This is a genomic window from Blautia sp. MCC270 (genome assembly GCF_018785605.1).
In the GTDB taxonomy this organism is placed as follows: domain Bacteria; phylum Bacillota; class Clostridia; order Lachnospirales; family Lachnospiraceae; genus Blautia_A; species Blautia_A fusiformis.
Genome location: NZ_WQQD01000007.1, coordinates 61,248 through 78,817, shown reverse-complemented (window position 1 = coordinate 78,817; position 17,570 = coordinate 61,248). Strand labels below are relative to the sequence as shown.

Here is a 17,570-nt window from a genome sequence, read left to right as displayed (position 1 = left end):
AATTAAGAAAATTTCTGAAATAGTGTGAAAAGAAGCAGCTGTTAAATATTTATGTATTGTGAAGAGTATTGCCGGTCATAGCGTGAGCTGCAAAAGGTAAAAGGCGATAATGATAAAGGATTGGAGCAGGATAGAGATCATGAAAGAAAAAATCGGCATCATATCAGACACTCACGGTCTTCTGCGGCCTGAGGTACTGGAAATCTTAAAAGACTGCAAATACATTCTCCATGCCGGAGATGTCAATAAAGATGAGATCCTGGATGTACTGCGTTCCATGGGGAATCTCTATGTGGTCCGTGGAAATAATGATAAAGACTGGGCGGAAAATCTCCGCACCAGTCTAAGCTTTACCATTGGCGGCGTAAAATTTTTTATGGTTCATAACAAAAAAGACGTTGCGTGGGAGCTGGGGGACACACAGGTGGTCATCTTCGGGCATACTCACAAATATTTTGAGAAGATGATCGATGGCAGACTGTGGCTGAATCCGGGAAGCTGTGGAAGAAGTCGCTTTGGCGGAGAGGTTACCATGGCGGTGATGACTGTGGAGGATGGCAAATATCAAGTGGAAAAAATCATTTTGGCGGAAAATTCCAGGAAATGATCATACCCCTGTTTATAGATCCTTTTAGATCCTTTTATGCAGATCCGTTTCTGTAGATTACTGGAATACGCTGATGCATAAAAGGATTTTTTGTATTTTATTGGATACAATCCTTGTAATTTTGGATTTGTAGCGTATAATAAAAAAACGTTTAAAACAAAAGTGGTCTTACCACTTTTGGAAAATTCGTTTGAGCACAGAATTTGAACGCAGCTGTGTTCATGAGTATGCAGTAAAGCAAAATGTGAATATGCGCTTTACATGAATCAGGAGGGATGCAACATGAAGCATGTGCAGCAGTTCAGCATCATCCTGTTGATTTCCGTCATTGGAGAATTACTGAAAACCTTTCTTCCACTTCCGGTACCGGCCAGTGTCTATGGATTGATCATTATGCTGGTGGCTTTGCTCACAGGTATTCTGAAGCTGGATCAGGTCAAAGGTGCGGCAGATTTTCTGGTTGAGATCATGCCGGTGATGTTTGTGCCGGCTGGTGCGGGACTGATCACAGCCTGGAGTACTCTGAAACCGATCTGTGTACCGGTTCTCATCATGACGTTTATCAGCACGGTGATCGTAATGGTCGTAACAGGAAAAGTAACACAGGGAGTGATCCGTATGGGAAAGAGAGGAACTGAAAAATGATGGAATTCATAAAAAACTCCGCATTTTTCGGAGCAATGATAAGTCTGATCGCCTATGAGATCAGTCTGATCCTGAAAAAGAAGTTTAAAATGGCAATCTTTAATCCGCTTTTGATCTCGATCATCTGTGTTATCGGTGTTCTTTTGATCTTCCATATTGATTATGATGATTACAATGAAGGTGGAAAATATATCAGCTATCTGCTGACCCCGGCAACAGTCTGTCTGGCAGTGCCCCTTTATGAGCAGATCCATCTGCTGAAAAAAAATCTCAAGGCAGTGGCTGCCGGGATCTTTTCCGGAACGCTGGCCGGGCTTTGCAGCATTCTGCTTATGGCGAAATTGTTTGGCTTTGATCATCAGGAATATGTCACTATGCTTCCGAAGTCTATCACAACCGCCATCGGAATGGGTGTTTCCGAGGAGCTTGGCGGTATCGTGACCATCACCGTTGCCGTGATCATCATCACAGGAGTTCTGGGAAATATGCTCGCAGAGGTTGTCTACAAGATCGCAAAGATCGAGGAGCCGATCGCAAGAGGTCTTGGACTTGGAACATCTGCCCATGCTATCGGAACAGCCAAAGCCATGGAGCTTGGCCCGGTAGAAGGAGCCATGAGCAGCCTTGCCATTGCCGTAGCCGGATTGCTTACGGTTGTAGGAGCGTCTGTGTTTGCGGGAATGATGTAAAAGCAGATATCATAGGATTTCAAATGCCCTTTCAAAGTGTCACATTTTACAAGTCTGTCGTTTACGGCAGGCTTTTTTTGTGGATCTTAAAGACGAACATATTTTTGTATAAAATAAACAAATGTTCGGAAAAACCATATTTGTACCGTTTTATTGGACTAAAAATGAGCTATAATGCAAACATACAGAAAATATGTTTGGAAAATATGTTCGATAAATCGTGAGACGAACATAGGACAGGGAGGATGGATCTTATGTGGAATACAGAGAGCAGCAGGAAGGCAGTATTGGCAGAAGGAAGATATGTGGAAGCTGAGAACGGACATTGCGGCAGACAGAAGCTTTCCTCAGGAATGGCAATGGTACTGGGCGCACTTCTTACAATGGAGATCATGCTTGGCGGGGCGATGCTGTTTAATTTTGATTTCCGCGGAGCAGATATCGTTGCTGTTGTATTGTCATTCATGGTATTATATTTTGCAGTGGTAGCATCACTGACAGACAAGTAGCAGAACGGAGGAGAAAGGATGCCAAGGGTCTTTAACCAGAAGATTAAAATTTTATATCTGATGCGCATTTTTCTGGAGCAGACGGACGAAGAGCATCCGATGTCTGTGAAGGAGCTGATCTCCTATCTGAATAGTCTGGGGATCAGTGCAGAGCGTAAGACTGTCTATGATGATATTGAAACCCTGCGGAATTTTGGAATGGATATCCTCAACCGGCGGGAGCACCCGGCCGGTTTTTATCTTGCCAGTCGGGAATTTGAGCTTCCGGAGCTGAGACTTCTGGTGGATGCAGTACAGTCCTCCAGATGTATCACCAATGGGAAATCCCGACAGCTGATCAGGAAGCTGGAGAGCCTTGCCAGTGTTTATGAGTCCAGACAGCTGCGGCGACAGGGATTTGCAGAGAACCGTATCCGGACTATAAACGAGAATGTGTATTACAGTATTGATATGATCCAGCGTGCATTAACTGAGGACAGGCAGATTTCTTTTCAATATTGTGAATGGACTGTGGAGAAGAAGCTGCGTCCGGAGAATGAGGGAGAACGATATTCGGTCAGTCCCTGGGGACTTGTATGGCAGAATGAGGAGTATTATCTGATCACTTACGACGAGAAGTGTGGAAGGGTTAAGCAGTATCAGGTAGATAAGCTCCAGCAGATCCGTATAGAGAAGGAGGTGCGACGCGGCAGAGAATTTTTTGAGAATTATGATATAGGGGAGCTGACATCCAGGACCTTCGGGATGTTTGGCGGCAGAGAAGTAACCATATGTCTGGAAGCACATAACCGCTTGGTCGGGGTGGTGCTGGATCGGTTTGGCAGAGATATTATGATACATAGGAAGGATCCTGAACATTTCAAAACACTGGTTCGTGTAAATATCAGTGACCAGTTCTTTGGCTGGATAGCCAGTCTTGGCCCGGATGCGGTGATCGCGTCACCGGATGAGGTTCGCGATAAGTACCGGGAATTTCTTGAGAAAAGTCTTTCTAATTACAAATGATAAATATATGATAAAGAAAATCTGTATATAATAAAGATTCAGGAAAATTCACTCCTGAGTCTGCAGGTTTTCAACAGAAATAATATATAAAAAAATAAATGAAAACAGACAAAAATGAGAAAAATCATATAATAGCTGCATCTGAAATATAAAAATAATATAGATAGCATATGTAAAAAAGATAATAGACATCGCGATGCTTAAGTGCTATAATGCTTTCGACTCTTAGGAGGGAATAAATTTTGCCATTTCAGGCAGATTACGGACGGTGAAGATATGACTGTAAAAGCAAGAATGCTGAAGCTTCTGGAGCAGCACGAGAATGAACTGATATCCGGAGAGGCGGCAGCAGCAGAACTAAACTGCACACGGGCAGCCATCTGGAAAGCTGTGAAATCCCTTCGTGAAGAGGGATATACCATAGAAGCTGGACCAAACAAAGGCTATGTGCTTCGAGGAGGCAGCCGTTTATCGGAAGAAGGAATACGGCTTTACCTCGATCATCCGGATGTCCCTGTAAAAATATACAGAGAACTGGATTCTACAAACCGGGCAGCCAAGGAGGCTGCATTTTCAGGAGAAGCAGGTCATGGTGCACTGATACTGGCGCGCAGACAGAAAAGCGGAAGAGGCCGAAGAGGCCGAAGTTTTTATTCTCCTGAAAATGCAGGACTTTATATGAGTATCGTTCTAAGACCTGACCGAACTCTGAAGGAAGGACTCCTGATCACTACAGCGGCGGCAACTGCAGTGTGCCGTGCAGTGAAGAAAATCTGCGGGATCGACCTTGGGATCAAATGGGTCAATGATCTGTATTTTCATAATAAGAAAGTGTGTGGGATACTGACAGAGGCTGTTACAGACTTTGAAAGCGGGAACATTGAGTTTGCAGTTGTAGGAATTGGTTTGAATCTGTATATGCCGGAAGATGGGTTTCCTGAAGATATACAGGAAACGGCTGGAGCATTATTTGAAAACAGGAATGACGCAGAGCATATAAACTGCAGTATTCTTGTGGCGGAGATCGTCAATCAGCTTCTCATGGAAGTGGAGACTCCGGGACTTTCCAGAGAATATACAGAAAATAATATCATTCCTGGAAACATGATCGTGATCACAGACGGACAGTGTACAAGGGAAGCTTATGCAGAATCCATAGCACCAGATGGAAGGCTTCTTGTGAGAGAACAGGATGGTTCAGAAACCCTGCTTTCTTATGGAGAAGTATCTGTACGCAGGAAGTCGGATCAAGGTTAATTGAAATGAATTGTATATTTTGTATAAAAAACAGATTCTTTTTTGTGCAAAACAGGCAAAAATAATATTGACATTCTGGAAATGCGGAGTAAAATAAAGTCAACTACAAGGCGTGGTCATACCAATTATAAAAAGATACGATCAGCGCCAAGAGAAAAGGAGGGAGAAAAACGGGAGATTTATCAAGTACACTGGCAGAAGAACTAAACAGTAAGACAGCCTTTACCATTCCGGCGTTTGGTGGAATACCAATTGCAGAATGCGTGGTAGTCACATGGGTCATCATGGCGGTTCTTGTGATTCTGTCTCTGATCTTAGTTCGGAATCTCAGTGTGGAAAATCCGGGTAAGAAGCAGTTGCTTCTGGAGACCGGGGTAAGTTTTCTTCAGGATTTCTTCATGGGTATCCTTGGAGAAGAAGGCAAACAGTATGTGCCTTATTTGATGTCAACCGTAATTTACATCGGAATAGCCAATATCGCAGGCGTATTTGGTTTTACACCACCAACGAAGGACATGAATGTTACCATTGCGCTGGCGCTGATGAGCATTATTCTGATCGAGTATGCAGGCTTTCATAAAAGGGGACTGAAGGGTTTCCTGAAAAGCTTTGCGGAGCCGGTTCCGATCATGCTTCCGATCAACATTCTGGAAATAGCGATCAGACCTACATCTCTCTGCATGCGGTTGTTCGGTAATGTTCTGGGAAGCTTCGTAGTTATGAAGCTGCTGGAGTTTGTTTGTCCGGCCATTCTTCCCATACCATTCAGCCTGTATTTTGATTTCTTCGACGGATTCATACAGGCGTATGTATTTGTATTCTTAACATCCTTGTTCATTAAGGAAGCAATTGAGTAGTGAAGCGGAAGATCCGCTTGATCTAAAAATGAAAAAATTGTATTTTACAGGAGGAAAAAACTATGTTAATCGCAATTGGTGCAGCTATCGCAGTTCTTACAGGTATTGGAGCAGGTATTGGTATCGGTCTTGCAACATCTAAAGCAGTAGAAGCTATCGCAAGACAGCCAGAGGCAGAGAGCAAGATCAGTAAAGCACTTCTTCTTGGATGTGCTCTTGCAGAGGCAACAGCTATTTACGGTTTCGTAATCGGTCTTCTGATCATCATCATGCTTGGCTAATAGGTAAAGACGAGATACTAATTCAGGATTAAGAGAGGCAGGTGGACCAGGTGATTAAAATTGATATCAACCTTGTCTTTACTATTATAAACCTGATCGTTCTTTATCTTTTAATGAAGAAGTTCCTTTTCGGCCCGATCATTGGTGTTATGGAGAAGAGAAAAGCTATGATCGATGAGCAGTTTGCTTCAGCAGAGAAGACAACTACTGAAGCAAACCAGCTGAAAGGACAGTATGAGGATGCACTGAAATCTGCGAAGGAGGAATCCTTCAGTATTGTAGAGCAGGCTAAGGACGAGGCAAAAGTACAGGCAGACAGCATCGTGAAGAGAGCTAATGATCAGGCTGGTCAGATTCTTGAGAAAGCGAGAAGAGATATCAGCACTGAGCAGGAAGCTGCTATGAAAGCGATGGAAGGCAAAGTGGCTGAGCTGGCAATGGATGCAGCATCCAGAATCATGGGAAAAAAGAACGACGAAGCACAGGATATGTCCCTATATGACCAGTTTTTAGAAGGAGCAGGTGATCCTCATGACAGAGACGTCCATTAATTATGCAAAAGCATTATACGGTCTTTCTGTCCCGGGGGAGGCAATCTGCGAAACAGGAAGGATTTTTAAGAATACACCTGAGATAGGTAAGATGCTTGAAAATCCACTTGTTTCCCTCAAAGAAAAAGAACAGGTAATAGAGCGGGTTTTTCCGCAGGAAATGAAGAGTTTTCTTAAAGTAACGTGTAAGTATCAGAAGATTGACAGAATCGGAGAGATCCTTGAAGCTTATGATGCTTACAGCCGGGAACAGAAAGGAATTCTCAAGGCAGAGCTTCTTTATGTAACACGTCCTGCCGAAGAGCAGGAAAATAAGATGAAGGAGTTTCTCCGTAGCCAGTTTTCTGCCAGAGAAGTGGAACTTACCCTTACAGAGGATAAAAGCCTTGTAGGTGGATTTGTTCTCAGGGCAGGAGATCGTGAGTACGACTGGAGCCTCATCGGACGTTATAAGAAACTGAAACAGAAATTAACCCGGAGGTGAAATTGAATTGGGTGCAATAAATCCAGATGAAATCATTTCGATTCTCAAGGAAGAAATAAAGAACTATGACGAAATCAGCAAGGACCAGGAAGTAGGCACTGTCATCTCCGTGGGAGATGGTATCGCAACTGTTTATGGCATCGATCATGCCATGTACGGTGAGGTCGTGACCTTCGAGAATGGTCTGAAAGGTATGGTACAGGATGTCCGTGCCAACAGCATGGGATGTATTCTTTTCGGAAAGGATACAGGAATCAAGGAAGGCACCAAGGTTGCCAGAACTGGCAAGCAGGCAGGTATTCCGGTAGGGGATAAATTTATCGGAAGAATCGTGAACGCACTTGGTGAGCCTATTGATGGAAAGGGAGAGATCCAGGCAGAGGAATACCGCCCGATCGAGAACCCGGCTCCTGGAATCATCGACCGTAAGTCTGTAACTGTACCTCTGGAAACAGGAATCCTTTCCATTGATTCCATGTTCCCGATCGGCCGTGGACAGCGAGAGCTGATCATCGGCGACAGACAGACAGGTAAAACATCCATCGCAACCGATACGATCATCAACCAGAAAGGTAAGGATGTGATCTGTATCTATGTTGCTATCGGACAGAAAGCTTCTACCGTTGCAAAGGTAGTTTCCAATCTTGAAAAATACGGTGCAATGGAGTATACAACCGTATTCTCCGCAACAGCCAGCGACTGTGCACCGCTTCAGTATATTGCTCCTTATGCTGGTACTGCTCTTGCAGAGTATTTCATGTATCAGGGTAAAGACGTACTGATCGTATATGATGATCTTTCCAAGCATGCAGTGGCATATCGTGCATTGTCACTTCTGCTTGAGCGTTCTCCGGGACGTGAGGCATATCCTGGTGACGTATTCTATCTTCATTCCAGACTTCTGGAGCGTTCCAGCCGTCTGAGTGAAGAGGCAGGCGGCGGATCCATTACGGCACTTCCGATCATCGAGACACAGGCCGGTGATGTATCTGCATACATTCCTACAAACGTAATTTCCATCACAGATGGTCAGATCTTCCTGGAAAGTGATCTGTTCTTCTCAGGTATGCGTCCGGCAGTCAATGTTGGTCTTTCCGTATCCCGTGTTGGTGGTGCTGCACAGACCAAGGCTATGAAGAAAGCTTCCGGTAGTGTACGTATCGACCTGGCACAGTACAGAGAGATGGAAGTGTTCACCCAGTTCAGTTCAGATCTGGATGAGGCTACAACTGCACAGCTGAAATACGGAAGCTGTCTGATGGAGCTTCTGAAACAGCCGCTCTGCAGCCCGTTAAGTCTTCATCAGCAGGTAATTACTCTCTGCGTTGCGACTCACAAGCTGATGGTAGATGTAGAAAAGAAAGAGATCAAGAAATATCAGAAGGATCTTCTGGAGTACTTTGATAATGTATATCCTGAGATCGGCAAAGAGATCGAGACTACAAAGCAGCTCTCTGATGAGCTTGTAGAGAAAATCGTAAAGGCGGCAGAAGAATTCAGAGATAAGAGCAGGTAGGTGTTGATATGGCAAATGCAAAAGAAATACAGACTCGTATGAAAAGCATTCAGGACACCATGAAGATCACCAATGCGATGTACATGATTTCTTCTTCCAAGATGCAGAAGGCCAAGAAGATCCTGCAGGATACGGAACCATATTTCTATAATATGCAGGCTGCCATTGCCAGGATCCTCCGTCATATGCCGGACATTCAGCATCCTTTCTTCAGTGAGCGTCATCTTGTTCCGAAGGATGAAAGAAAGGTAGGTACCATTGTCATTACAGGTGATAAAGGTATGGCTGGTGCATACAATCATAATGTACAGAAAATGACAGAAGATTTCATGGAAGAGGTACCGGGACATCACAAGCTGTATGTCCTTGGTATGGTAGGGCGTCAGTATTTCGGCAAGAGAGATGTGGATATGGACGGCGGTTTTCATTATACCGTGCAGAAGCCGACTATGCACAGAGCACGCCTTATCACGGAAGAGATCGTACGGGCATTTCTTGAAAGAGAGCTGGATGAAATTCACATTGTCTATACACAGATGCTGAATGCGATGGCAATGGAAAATGTGAATATGCAGCTTTTACCGCTGAAAAAGGCTGATTTTAAGGTGGGTCAGATCCCGGCAGATATTTATCAGGAGGAGATCGTGTTATCTCCGTCTGCAGATGTGCTTCTGGATACTATGATCCCCAACTACCTTACAGGTGTGATCTATGGATGTCTTGTAGAGGCATATGCCAGTGAGAACAGTGCGAGAATGACAGCAATGCAGTCCTCTACAGATAGTGCGAAGGCGATGCTGAAGGATCTTTCCATTCAGTATAATCGTGCACGTCAGGCTGCGATCACCCAGGAGATCACTGAGGTTATCAGCGGTGCTAAAGCACAAAAAAGGAAGTGATGACTATGAATAAAGGTAAGATCGTACAGGTTATGGGACCTGTTGTAGACGTTGTTTTTGAAGACGGACAGCTTCCGGATATCAAGGATGCCCTTGAAGTCGAGAACAACGGTAAGAGATGCGTTATGGAGGTGTCCCAGCACCTTGGAAATAATATCGTACGCTGCATCATGCTGGGAGCCAGCGAGGGCCTGCAGCGAGACAGAGAAGTAACAGCTACCGGAAGCGGTATCAAGGTTCCGGTTGGAGATAAAACACTTGGTCGTCTGTTCAACGTTCTTGGAGATACCGTAGATGGCGGTGATTCTCTGGACGGTGAAGAGCATTGGGTCATCCATCGTGATCCGCCTTCATTTGAGGAGCAGAAACCGGCAGTTGAGATCCTGGAAACAGGTATCAAGGTTATCGATCTTCTTGCTCCATATGCAAAAGGTGGTAAGATCGGTCTGTTCGGTGGTGCCGGTGTTGGTAAGACAGTCCTTATCCAGGAGCTGATCCAGAATATCGCTACCGAGCATGGTGGATATTCTATTTTCACCGGTGTCGGTGAGCGTTCCCGTGAGGGTAATGACCTTTGGACAGAGATGAAGGAATCCGGTGTTCTTGAAAAGACAGCCTTAGTGTTCGGACAGATGAACGAGCCGCCTGGAGCACGTATGCGTGTTGCTGAGACAGGACTTACCATGGCAGAGTATTTCCGTGATCAGGAGCACAGAGATGTACTTCTTTTCATTGATAATATCTTCCGTTTTGTACAGGCAGGATCTGAGGTTTCCGCTCTGCTTGGACGTATGCCGTCCGCAGTAGGATATCAGCCTACACTGGCAACTGAGATGGGTGAGCTTCAGGAGAGGATCGCATCTACCAAGGAAGGTTCTGTTACATCTGTACAGGCAGTATATGTACCGGCCGATGACTTAACTGACCCGGCTCCGGCAACAACATTTGCCCATCTGGATGCAACAACCGTTCTTTCGCGTAAGATCGTTGAGCAGGGTATTTATCCGGCCGTAGATCCGCTTGAGTCTACTTCCCGTATCCTGGAGGCAGATATTGTTGGTGAGGAACATTACGAGGTTGCACGTAGAGTACAGGAGATCCTTCAGAAATATAAAGAACTTCAGGACATCATTGCTATTCTTGGTATGGAGGAGCTCTCAGAGGAAGATAAGCAGACAGTATTCCGTGCAAGAAAGATCCAGAAGTTCCTTTCCCAGCCGTTCCATGTAGCTGAGAACTTCACCGGTATCAAAGGTAAATATGTACCTCTGAAAGAGACGATCCGCGGATTTAAGGCGATCATTGACGGTGAGATGGATGATTATCCGGAGAACGCATTCTTTAATGTTGGAACCATTGATGATGTAATTGCAAAAGCAAAAGCCGAGGAGAACCGGCAGTAAGGAGCAGCTATGAGTGAGACATTTGGCCTGGAAATATATGCCAGCAATAAACTGGCTTATGCAGGACGTGCTCAGAAGCTTATTATCCCGGCAGTGGATGGTGAGCAGGGATTTCTTGCCCATCATGCGAATGTTGTAGCTGCCATCATTCCCGGTGAGATGCGTTTTGAGGATGCTGACGGTAATGAGTATGTGTTTGCTGTGAGCAGCGGATTTGTTGAGATGATCAATAACCGTGCCAAGCTGTTCTGCCTCAGCGTAGAGAGTCCGGACGAGATTGATATCCGCCGTGCTCAGGAAGCAAAGGAACGTGCAGAAGAGCAGCTTCGTCAGAAACAGAGCATCCAGGAGTATCATATGAACCAGATGGCACTTGCGAGAGCGATGACACGTCTTAAAGTAACACATAAGCAGTAAATTTAAATCATATAAAAAGATCCATTGTCAGGAAACTGGCAGTGGATCTTTTTTTTCTCTGTTATTTTGTGGATGAAGCAGGATCAGATTCGGTATTTTCCGGATCAGTAATGGAAGAAGTTTCAGAAGCTGTATCTTTGTCTGAGTTATCAGAAGTATGAACAGGCTTTTCTGTCAGCTGCTGATATGGACGATAGGGTTCCCAGTAATGTTCATCTTTTGTTTCGGTTTCCTGTTTCAGTTTCTTTTTCTGCTGAGTAAGAAGATAAATACCTGCAGCAATGATACCTGCAGCAATGACGATCTGCGGAAGGCTGTTGCAGATATTGTATACATAGTCGGCCATATTATTCGGTACAATGAAGTACAGAAGACTTGTGAAACGACTCCACAGGATACAGATACCAAACAGGATCAGAATCCATGCAGCTGCACTCTGATGCTTTTGTAAGAATTTTCCCATATCACCGGAAAACTGATCCATGTGAAGAATGTAATTATCCTCTACAGAGTAGAATTCTTCTTCTGACAGGGATTTCAGATTATGGACATTAAAAAAACTATAGAACCATATCACCGGGAGAAACATGGCCAGCCATCCAAGACCGGTTATGGATGCCAGTGCGATCGATCCCCAGAACAGTAGCATAATGCTAAGTCCCTGTTTTTTAAATCCCATGTACATTTCCCCGGCACCGGGGATCAGGGAAAAGATAAATACCCAGAAACCATGTTTTTGTTTTTTCATAAATTTACTTGCCTCCGTTTATAATTTTATTCGTAAGATCGTTCAGATTATTACTGATCTTCTGAGAATGTTCACTGAGCTGGGAACCTACCTGCATGGAAAGCTGGTTTAGGCCGGAACCAATGTCAAGGGATGAAGAAATCTTAACTTTTGTTTCCGGTGAAGGATGAAGAGCCGTAAAATCTGTCTGAGATACAGAAAAAAGCATGATCAGCGCAACACCCATGCCTACGGCAGTCCGTAAGCCTGCACAGAGAAGCTTCATCCAATAAGCAGTTTCATGTATTTTTCTGGAAGCCTGAACTTCCGGAGAAGCTGCTTTTTTCAGAATTTCATCCTGCAGATAGGATGGAGCATACTCAGAAGCGGCATCCTCATTCTGAAGAAGTTCATCCAGACAGAAGTCACATTGCTCCATATGCTCCAGAAAATGGATCATTTCATCCGTATTCATGGTTCCGTCCTGGAATTTCTGTAATTCATCCTGTGGTATGTGCATCTAATCACTCCTTTCCAGCAGTGCTTTCAGCATAGATCTGGACCGGTAGATCTGCGTCTGGACTGTTTTGATATTTTTATTCTGCGCTTTTGCAATTTCTGCGGCGGTTTTTTCTTCGCAGAAATGCTCAAGGGCAACCTCCCTGTAGGGGCTTTTCAGCGCTGCACATAAATGCCGGATCCGATCCTTGAAATCTTTGTCCAGAAATGCCTCCTCCGGGGAAAACTCTTTATCATGGAGCTGTTCAAAATAGGTGTCCTCTGTGGGAATGGTACGTCTGCCAGCTGCTTTCAGATGATCCAGACATTTTCTGACTGCGATCTTGCTGAGCCAGGCTTTTTCGTAGGTGCCATCAAAACGGGAGAGATTTTTGTAGGCGGAAAGAAAAACATCCTGTGTCAGATCCTCGGCGTCAAAGGGATTGCCCACCGATTTCAGACAAATGGAAAATATTAAGTTTTGGTATGTATGTATCAGATATTCCAGATATTCTTCCCGTGTAATGCAATCAGCTCCCTTCTCTTCCCGCTTCATTTATTATAACGCGGAACCTGAAGGAAAGCCTTCAGCTTTTATAGAAAAATATGTAAATCATTGGATAAATGCCGTTTTTATATAGCGGGGAGAGAAAATTTGGTCTATACTATAAGTCGTCAAAGCAGAGATGCAGAAAGGATGAGACAAATGACAGAGACGAAACGTTTATATTATGAAGATGTATATAAAAAAGAATTTACAGCCAAAGTCCTGGAGTGCAGAGAAGCAAAAAAAGGTTTTCATATCATTCTGGATGAGAGCGCTTTTTACCCGGAGGGCGGCGGACAGCCAAGCGATACCGGATATCTCAACGATGTGAAAGTAAAGGAAGTGCATGAAAAGGAGGGAGAACTTCTTCATTATACAGATCAGCCGATGGAAGCCGGAACAGAAGTACAGGGACGCATCGATTGGGCAAGAAGATTTGATCTGATGCAGCAGCATTCCGGTGAGCATATGGTGAGCGGACTGATCCATGAGGCTTACGGATATGATAATGTAGGCTTTCATATGGGAAGCGATACCATTACCATAGATCTTAATGGCCCGTTGGATGAGGCGCAGCTTGCTGAGATCGAGCGGAAAACAAACCAAAAGATATGGGAAGATACGCAGATAAAGATCATATATCCTACAGCGGAGGAACTGGAAAAAATCGACTACCGAAGCAAAAAAGAGCTCACCGGTCAGGTGCGGATCGTAGAATTTCCAGGGGTGGATATCTGTGCATGCTGCGGAACTCATGTGACACATACCGGAGAGATCGGAATGGTGAAACTTCTTTCCGTGGAAAAATTTCGTGAAGGTGTCCGTATTGAGATGATCTGCGGAAAACGTGTGCTGGATTATCTGAACATGGTCAATGACCAGAACCACCAGATTTCTGTAAAGCTTTCCGCAAAAATGGATAAGACTGCGCAGGCAGTGGAACGCCTTCAGGAAGAGAATTTCCGACTGAAAGGACAGGTTGGGCAGCTGGTAGACGACATGTGCCGGAAAGAGGCAGAGCGTTATGCAGGAAGCGGAAGCGTTCTCATCTTTATGGATGGAATGGATGCAGACAGTGTGCGGAAGCTTGCAGATGCGGTGACGCAGACCTGCCAGGGCTGCTGTGCGGTATTTTCCGGAAATGCAGACGGAAGCTACAAGTATGCAATGGGCGAAAAAGACGGCGATCTCCGTCAGTTTACAAAAGAGATGAATGCGAAATTAAACGGACGCGGAGGCGGAAAGCCGTTCTTTGTACAGGGGTCGGTGCAGGCATCTGAGAAAGAGATCCGAAACTTTTTTGAGCAGTGATGAAAATGTTTGGGGAATGTCATGCACATATATTTCTCAATGGCTATGATTACCGGAAAGCCGTTGAGACACAGAAAAACGGGCCCCGGGATGCACTGATCCGTGCTCATTTTGAGGAATACCGGAAAAGAGGAATCCGTTTTGTGAGAGACGGAGGAGATCATTACGGTGTGTCAAAACGGGCTGCCAGACTGGCCCCGGAATATGAAATTGACTATCGCACACCGGTTTTTGCCATTTATAAAGAGGGTCATTACGGGAAGATCGTTGGAAAAAGTTTTTCAGACATGAAGGAATATCACAGAAGAGTTCTGGAAGCTGCCGCTGAAGGTGCGGATTTTATCAAGATCATGACTACAGGGCTTCTGGATTTTGCAGACCACGGAAAAATTACGGGAACGCCGCTTTCAGCAACGGATGTGAAAGAAATGGTACATATTGCTCATGAAGAGGGATTTGCCGTGATGAGCCATACAAATGGATGCTATGGCGTACAGGCAGCAGTGGAGGCTGGTGTTGACAGTATTGAGCATGGGAACTATATGGATGATGAGACGATTTCCATGCTGGCAGACAGCGAAAGCGTGTGGGTTCCGACACTTGTAACTGTGCGGAATCTTAAAGGCTGCGGCAGATTTGAAGATACGATCCTTGCATCTATTATAAAGGCAGGCGAGCAGAATCTGAAGAAAGCTTTTGAAAAGAAGGTTCATGTGGCAGTAGGAAGCGATGCCGGTGCATATCAGGTTCTTCACGGCCAGGGTGTACAGGATGAAAGCAGAGCTTTTTTTGATATACTGGGTGATACGCAGGCAGTACGAAGCTGGATGGAAGATGGAGAAAAAAGGATCCGTACCATCTTCCGTCACGGGTCTTCGAATTTAATACAGGTATAAATATTGGAGGTGCGTGATTTCGCAGGGTTGAAAGTAACCCGGAGATCGGCACCTTCTTCCATTCCGCTTGAGGAAAGGTCCGGAACGTTTTCACGGCTGCAGAGGATCTTTACGCCGTCGTATGTCTGGAGCAGCACGGTATTGGCGGTTGTGCCCAGGATCGTGCCGGTTACAGTAGAAGTAATGTTGCGTACTGAAAGTATGTCCGGATCCTCCCCGGTGATTCCACGGATCTTCATGCCGCTGGTGGATTCACCATTAAATTTACCGGTATAGATAATGTTTACATAAGATCCCGGAGCCATTCCTCCTTTGAAATATACAGGAACCGAGGAAAGTGAAACAGTCAGTTCCGATCCTGTGGTCTGCGGAATGACAGTCATTGTGCCGGTGCTGACATTTACGATCTTTGCACGGAGATGCTGCTCTTTTTTTTTCGGTTCAGGGGAAGGCGTAGGAGTTGCTGCAGGTACTTTCAGTGGATCCGTATCGGAGACACTGATCACTTTTGTGAAGCTGCCGTCATACTGCTTGTCACCCACGAGGGTTTCGTTGATGAATTTACCGCGAAAATGGACATAGACCCACTTGCCGGCCTTGATGCCTTTTTTGTAGTATTGTCTGACTCCGGTGACAGGGAAGGTTACGGTATTTCCCTTTTCTGTAACTATCACAAGGGCATTGGAGGTGAGTGATTTCACTTTGCCCTTTAAAGTGCGGTCCTCCAGAGGAGTTTCATTATGATATTTGTCGGTTATTTTGATGGGGGAAATGGCGCTGATATCTGTTCCGGAAAGCTGTCCCTGGTAGATCACACTGACCTGATCACTGGATACAACGCCGTATTTGCATTCAAGCCTTGTCTGGGAAACATCAAATACATAGGTTTCTCCATTGCTGGAAATCGTCAGGTGTGTACCGTCAAAATCCAGCAGTGTGCCGGTAAGCTCATCCATATAAACACGTTCTTCCGTGGAAGGCTCCTGATCTTCCTGTTCTGTGGAATCTGAAGCAGTAACGTCTGAAATTTTATCCTGAAGAGAAATAATATGATCATCGATCTGATCATTGCTGCAGCCTCCCGCAAAAAGGGAAAGGCCGAGAATCATACATGCAGCAGACAGTTTTTTCATTTGTGTCCTCCGACCCGGGATAACGGTCAGTCCTGTTTATCTGTAAGATCATGGGTTTCCGACGCCGGTATAAAGTCAAAGATCTGGCGGAAAGAATCCCATTGCTCACGGCTGTCGATTCCATGGTTGATCAGACCCGTGCATTCAGTACAGGCATTGGTATCCAGATAATTATCGTAATAAATATGATAGGGATTTTGGGTGTTTTTTTCCTGCGGATCGTTCATCGGATCAGTCTCCTTATTGATTGATAAGGATCAGTATATGAAGGCAGGAAAGATTTTATACATATTAAGGGTATTATAGCAAAAAGATTTTTTGATTTCTACAGGGATTTACGGAAAATCCATGCATTTACTGAAAACGTGTTCCTACAGGCTGAACACGGAACCAGTAGGTATAGGAATACTGAAATCCAAGAGAGCTGTAAAGCTTTTCTGCGGAAGTATTGTTTTTTACCACCTGAAGATAAGCGTGGCTGGCGCCTCTTTTTTTGCCCTCATTGAGAAGACCGGTACAGATCTGACGGGCATATCCTCTGCGGCGATAATCTTCACGCACATGAATGGCATAGATACCGATGTAGTCGCGATCCAGGATTCCAAGACCTGTGGCAATGATCTCGCCGTTTTTTGTTATGGAAGCGCAGACAGTTTCCTTAAGAATGGCACGGTACATGGAAGGAACGACACTTCGATGGATCGGATTTGTAGTTCTTTTCAAGTCAAAAAGGCTGTGGATCCAGAAATCAGGAATTTCATTGGAAAAAAGCACATCGGTGACAGACGCATCCAGAACGGCATTGTCCAGGTCTACAGTCATAACATTTGTTATGTGCTGAACGGAATAGCCCCTGTTTTCCAGCATATAGTCAAAATCCGGGGATACAAGGGGGCTGATCTTAAAGATCGCAGGAGTTCCCAGACGCTTATAGACCTGTTCGCAGTAGGGGATTTTTTCGCGCCATGGAAGTGTGGAGGTTCCGAACTGTTCCACACTGTTGGTCCTGTGCGTATAGAAATAAGAAAAACGTAAGATCCATCCGTCATAAAGTTCCATTTTATGGGAAGGCCATGCGTTCAGTGACATATCTTCGATTTTTTTGATCGTTGTTTCCATAGTATTACCTTTCTGATATGATCAATTTATAAAGTTTATCTGCCAGGATCCGATGCCCCTGTGGTGTGAGATGGATACCGTCAGAAGTTATTGATGCAGGCCCGGACCGTGCAGCTTCCTGATCCAGATCGTTCTGCAGCGGGAGAAAAACGGCGCCATGATCCTGACTGATCTTTTTAATATGCATGGACATCTGTGAAAGAAGGGGAGCCCAGGAAG

General features: G+C 44.9%; 22 protein-coding genes. 16 read left to right on the top strand and 6 right to left on the bottom strand.

Annotation, left to right across the window (positions count from 1 at the left end):
• Nucleotides 1-139: 139 nt before the first annotated feature.
• The 14 genes from GPK58_RS02885 to atpC all read left to right on the top strand — a co-directional run bounded on the left by GPK58_RS02885 (nt 140) and on the right by atpC (nt 11,120).
• On the top strand, nt 140-607 hold the full coding sequence (locus tag GPK58_RS02885) for a metallophosphoesterase family protein (RefSeq protein ID WP_022427149.1): 468 nt from the start codon (nt 140-142) through the stop codon (nt 605-607).
• A 282-nt stretch (nt 608-889) separates the two neighbouring features.
• On the top strand, nt 890-1,252 hold the full coding sequence (locus GPK58_RS02880; protein ID WP_015525571.1) for a CidA/LrgA family protein: 363 nt from the start codon (nt 890-892) through the stop codon (nt 1,250-1,252).
• On the top strand, nt 1,249-1,941 hold the full coding sequence (locus tag GPK58_RS02875) for an LrgB family protein (RefSeq protein ID WP_215638154.1): 693 nt from the start codon (nt 1,249-1,251) through the stop codon (nt 1,939-1,941). Before GPK58_RS02880 ends, GPK58_RS02875 begins: the two co-directional genes overlap by 4 nt.
• Before the next feature lie 254 nt (nt 1,942-2,195).
• Complete coding sequence (locus tag GPK58_RS02870; protein WP_059086214.1) at nt 2,196-2,450, top strand: hypothetical protein; 255 nt, start codon at nt 2,196-2,198, stop codon at nt 2,448-2,450.
• A gap of 18 nt (nt 2,451-2,468) precedes the next feature.
• Nucleotides 2,469-3,455 (top strand): helix-turn-helix transcriptional regulator, encoded by a 987-nt coding sequence (locus tag GPK58_RS02865; protein ID WP_215638153.1) that lies wholly within the window; start codon nt 2,469-2,471, stop codon nt 3,453-3,455.
• A 276-nt stretch (nt 3,456-3,731) separates the two neighbouring features.
• The gene (locus GPK58_RS02860) at nt 3,732-4,712 is read left to right on the top strand and encodes a biotin--[acetyl-CoA-carboxylase] ligase (protein ID WP_015525577.1); all 981 of its coding nucleotides are present in this window, start codon (nt 3,732-3,734) and stop codon (nt 4,710-4,712) included.
• A gap of 191 nt (nt 4,713-4,903) precedes the next feature.
• On the top strand, nt 4,904-5,569 hold the full coding sequence (locus GPK58_RS02855) for a F0F1 ATP synthase subunit A (RefSeq protein WP_084449196.1): 666 nt from the start codon (nt 4,904-4,906) through the stop codon (nt 5,567-5,569).
• A 62-nt stretch (nt 5,570-5,631) separates the two neighbouring features.
• The gene (gene atpE, locus GPK58_RS02850; protein ID WP_021652814.1) at nt 5,632-5,850 is read left to right on the top strand and encodes an ATP synthase F0 subunit C; all 219 of its coding nucleotides are present in this window, start codon (nt 5,632-5,634) and stop codon (nt 5,848-5,850) included.
• 50 nt (nt 5,851-5,900) lie between these two features.
• Complete coding sequence (gene atpF / locus GPK58_RS02845) at nt 5,901-6,401, top strand: F0F1 ATP synthase subunit B (RefSeq protein ID WP_022427145.1); 501 nt, start codon at nt 5,901-5,903, stop codon at nt 6,399-6,401.
• Nucleotides 6,382-6,885, top strand: a complete 504-nt coding sequence (gene atpH / locus GPK58_RS02840) for an ATP synthase F1 subunit delta (RefSeq protein ID WP_015525579.1) — start codon at nt 6,382-6,384, stop codon at nt 6,883-6,885. Before atpF ends, atpH begins: the two co-directional genes overlap by 20 nt.
• Before the next feature lie 7 nt (nt 6,886-6,892).
• A complete protein-coding gene (gene atpA / locus GPK58_RS02835) occupies nt 6,893-8,401 on the top strand; it encodes a F0F1 ATP synthase subunit alpha (RefSeq protein ID WP_021652816.1) in 1,509 nt (502 codons plus the stop codon).
• A gap of 8 nt (nt 8,402-8,409) precedes the next feature.
• Nucleotides 8,410-9,300 carry an ATP synthase F1 subunit gamma gene (gene atpG / locus GPK58_RS02830; protein WP_022427144.1) on the top strand — a complete coding sequence of 297 codons (891 nt, stop codon included), beginning with the start codon at nt 8,410-8,412 and terminating at the stop codon, nt 9,298-9,300.
• Between the two features lie 5 nt (nt 9,301-9,305).
• On the top strand, nt 9,306-10,703 hold the full coding sequence (gene atpD / locus GPK58_RS02825; protein ID WP_015525581.1) for a F0F1 ATP synthase subunit beta: 1,398 nt from the start codon (nt 9,306-9,308) through the stop codon (nt 10,701-10,703).
• Between the two features lie 9 nt (nt 10,704-10,712).
• Nucleotides 10,713-11,120: an ATP synthase F1 subunit epsilon gene (atpC, locus tag GPK58_RS02820; protein WP_015525582.1), complete on the top strand. Its 408-nt coding sequence runs from the start codon at nt 10,713-10,715 to the stop codon at nt 11,118-11,120.
• A 61-nt stretch (nt 11,121-11,181) separates the two neighbouring features.
• Here the strand turns inward: atpC and GPK58_RS02815 are convergent, their stop codons facing one another.
• Genes GPK58_RS02815 through GPK58_RS02805 form a run of 3 tightly spaced genes read right to left on the bottom strand, consistent with a single transcriptional unit; the run spans nt 11,182 to nt 12,901 of the window.
• On the bottom strand, nt 11,182-11,868 hold the full coding sequence (locus GPK58_RS02815) for a hypothetical protein (RefSeq protein WP_195634947.1): 687 nt from the start codon (nt 11,866-11,868) through the stop codon (nt 11,182-11,184).
• A 4-nt stretch (nt 11,869-11,872) separates the two neighbouring features.
• Entirely contained in the window at nt 11,873-12,367 is a 495-nt protein-coding gene (locus GPK58_RS02810) for a hypothetical protein (RefSeq protein WP_022427141.1), read from the bottom strand.
• A complete protein-coding gene (locus tag GPK58_RS02805) occupies nt 12,368-12,901 on the bottom strand; it encodes an RNA polymerase sigma factor (RefSeq protein WP_021652820.1) in 534 nt (177 codons plus the stop codon).
• Between the two features lie 141 nt (nt 12,902-13,042).
• Between GPK58_RS02805 and GPK58_RS02800 the strand changes: the two genes are divergently transcribed.
• Both GPK58_RS02800 and GPK58_RS02795 read left to right on the top strand, forming a co-directional pair.
• Nucleotides 13,043-14,203 (top strand): alanyl-tRNA editing protein, encoded by a 1,161-nt coding sequence (locus tag GPK58_RS02800; RefSeq protein ID WP_114001503.1) that lies wholly within the window; start codon nt 13,043-13,045, stop codon nt 14,201-14,203.
• Nucleotides 14,204-14,208: 5 nt separating this feature from the next.
• Nucleotides 14,209-15,099: an amidohydrolase family protein gene (locus GPK58_RS02795; RefSeq protein ID WP_215638152.1), complete on the top strand. Its 891-nt coding sequence runs from the start codon at nt 14,209-14,211 to the stop codon at nt 15,097-15,099.
• Here the strand turns inward: GPK58_RS02795 and GPK58_RS02790 are convergent.
• The 3 genes from GPK58_RS02790 to GPK58_RS02780 form a co-directional block, all read right to left on the bottom strand.
• On the bottom strand, nt 15,069-16,232 hold the full coding sequence (locus tag GPK58_RS02790; protein ID WP_022427139.1) for a hypothetical protein: 1,164 nt from the start codon (nt 16,230-16,232) through the stop codon (nt 15,069-15,071). The two genes, GPK58_RS02795 and GPK58_RS02790, sit on opposite strands and share 31 nt — an antisense overlap.
• Before the next feature lie 26 nt (nt 16,233-16,258).
• Nucleotides 16,259-16,459 (bottom strand): hypothetical protein, encoded by a 201-nt coding sequence (locus tag GPK58_RS02785; protein ID WP_021652824.1) that lies wholly within the window; start codon nt 16,457-16,459, stop codon nt 16,259-16,261.
• Nucleotides 16,460-16,586: 127 nt separating this feature from the next.
• Complete coding sequence (locus GPK58_RS02780; RefSeq protein WP_015525590.1) at nt 16,587-17,351, bottom strand: GNAT family N-acetyltransferase; 765 nt, start codon at nt 17,349-17,351, stop codon at nt 16,587-16,589.
• Nucleotides 17,352-17,570: the final 219 nt, after the last annotated feature.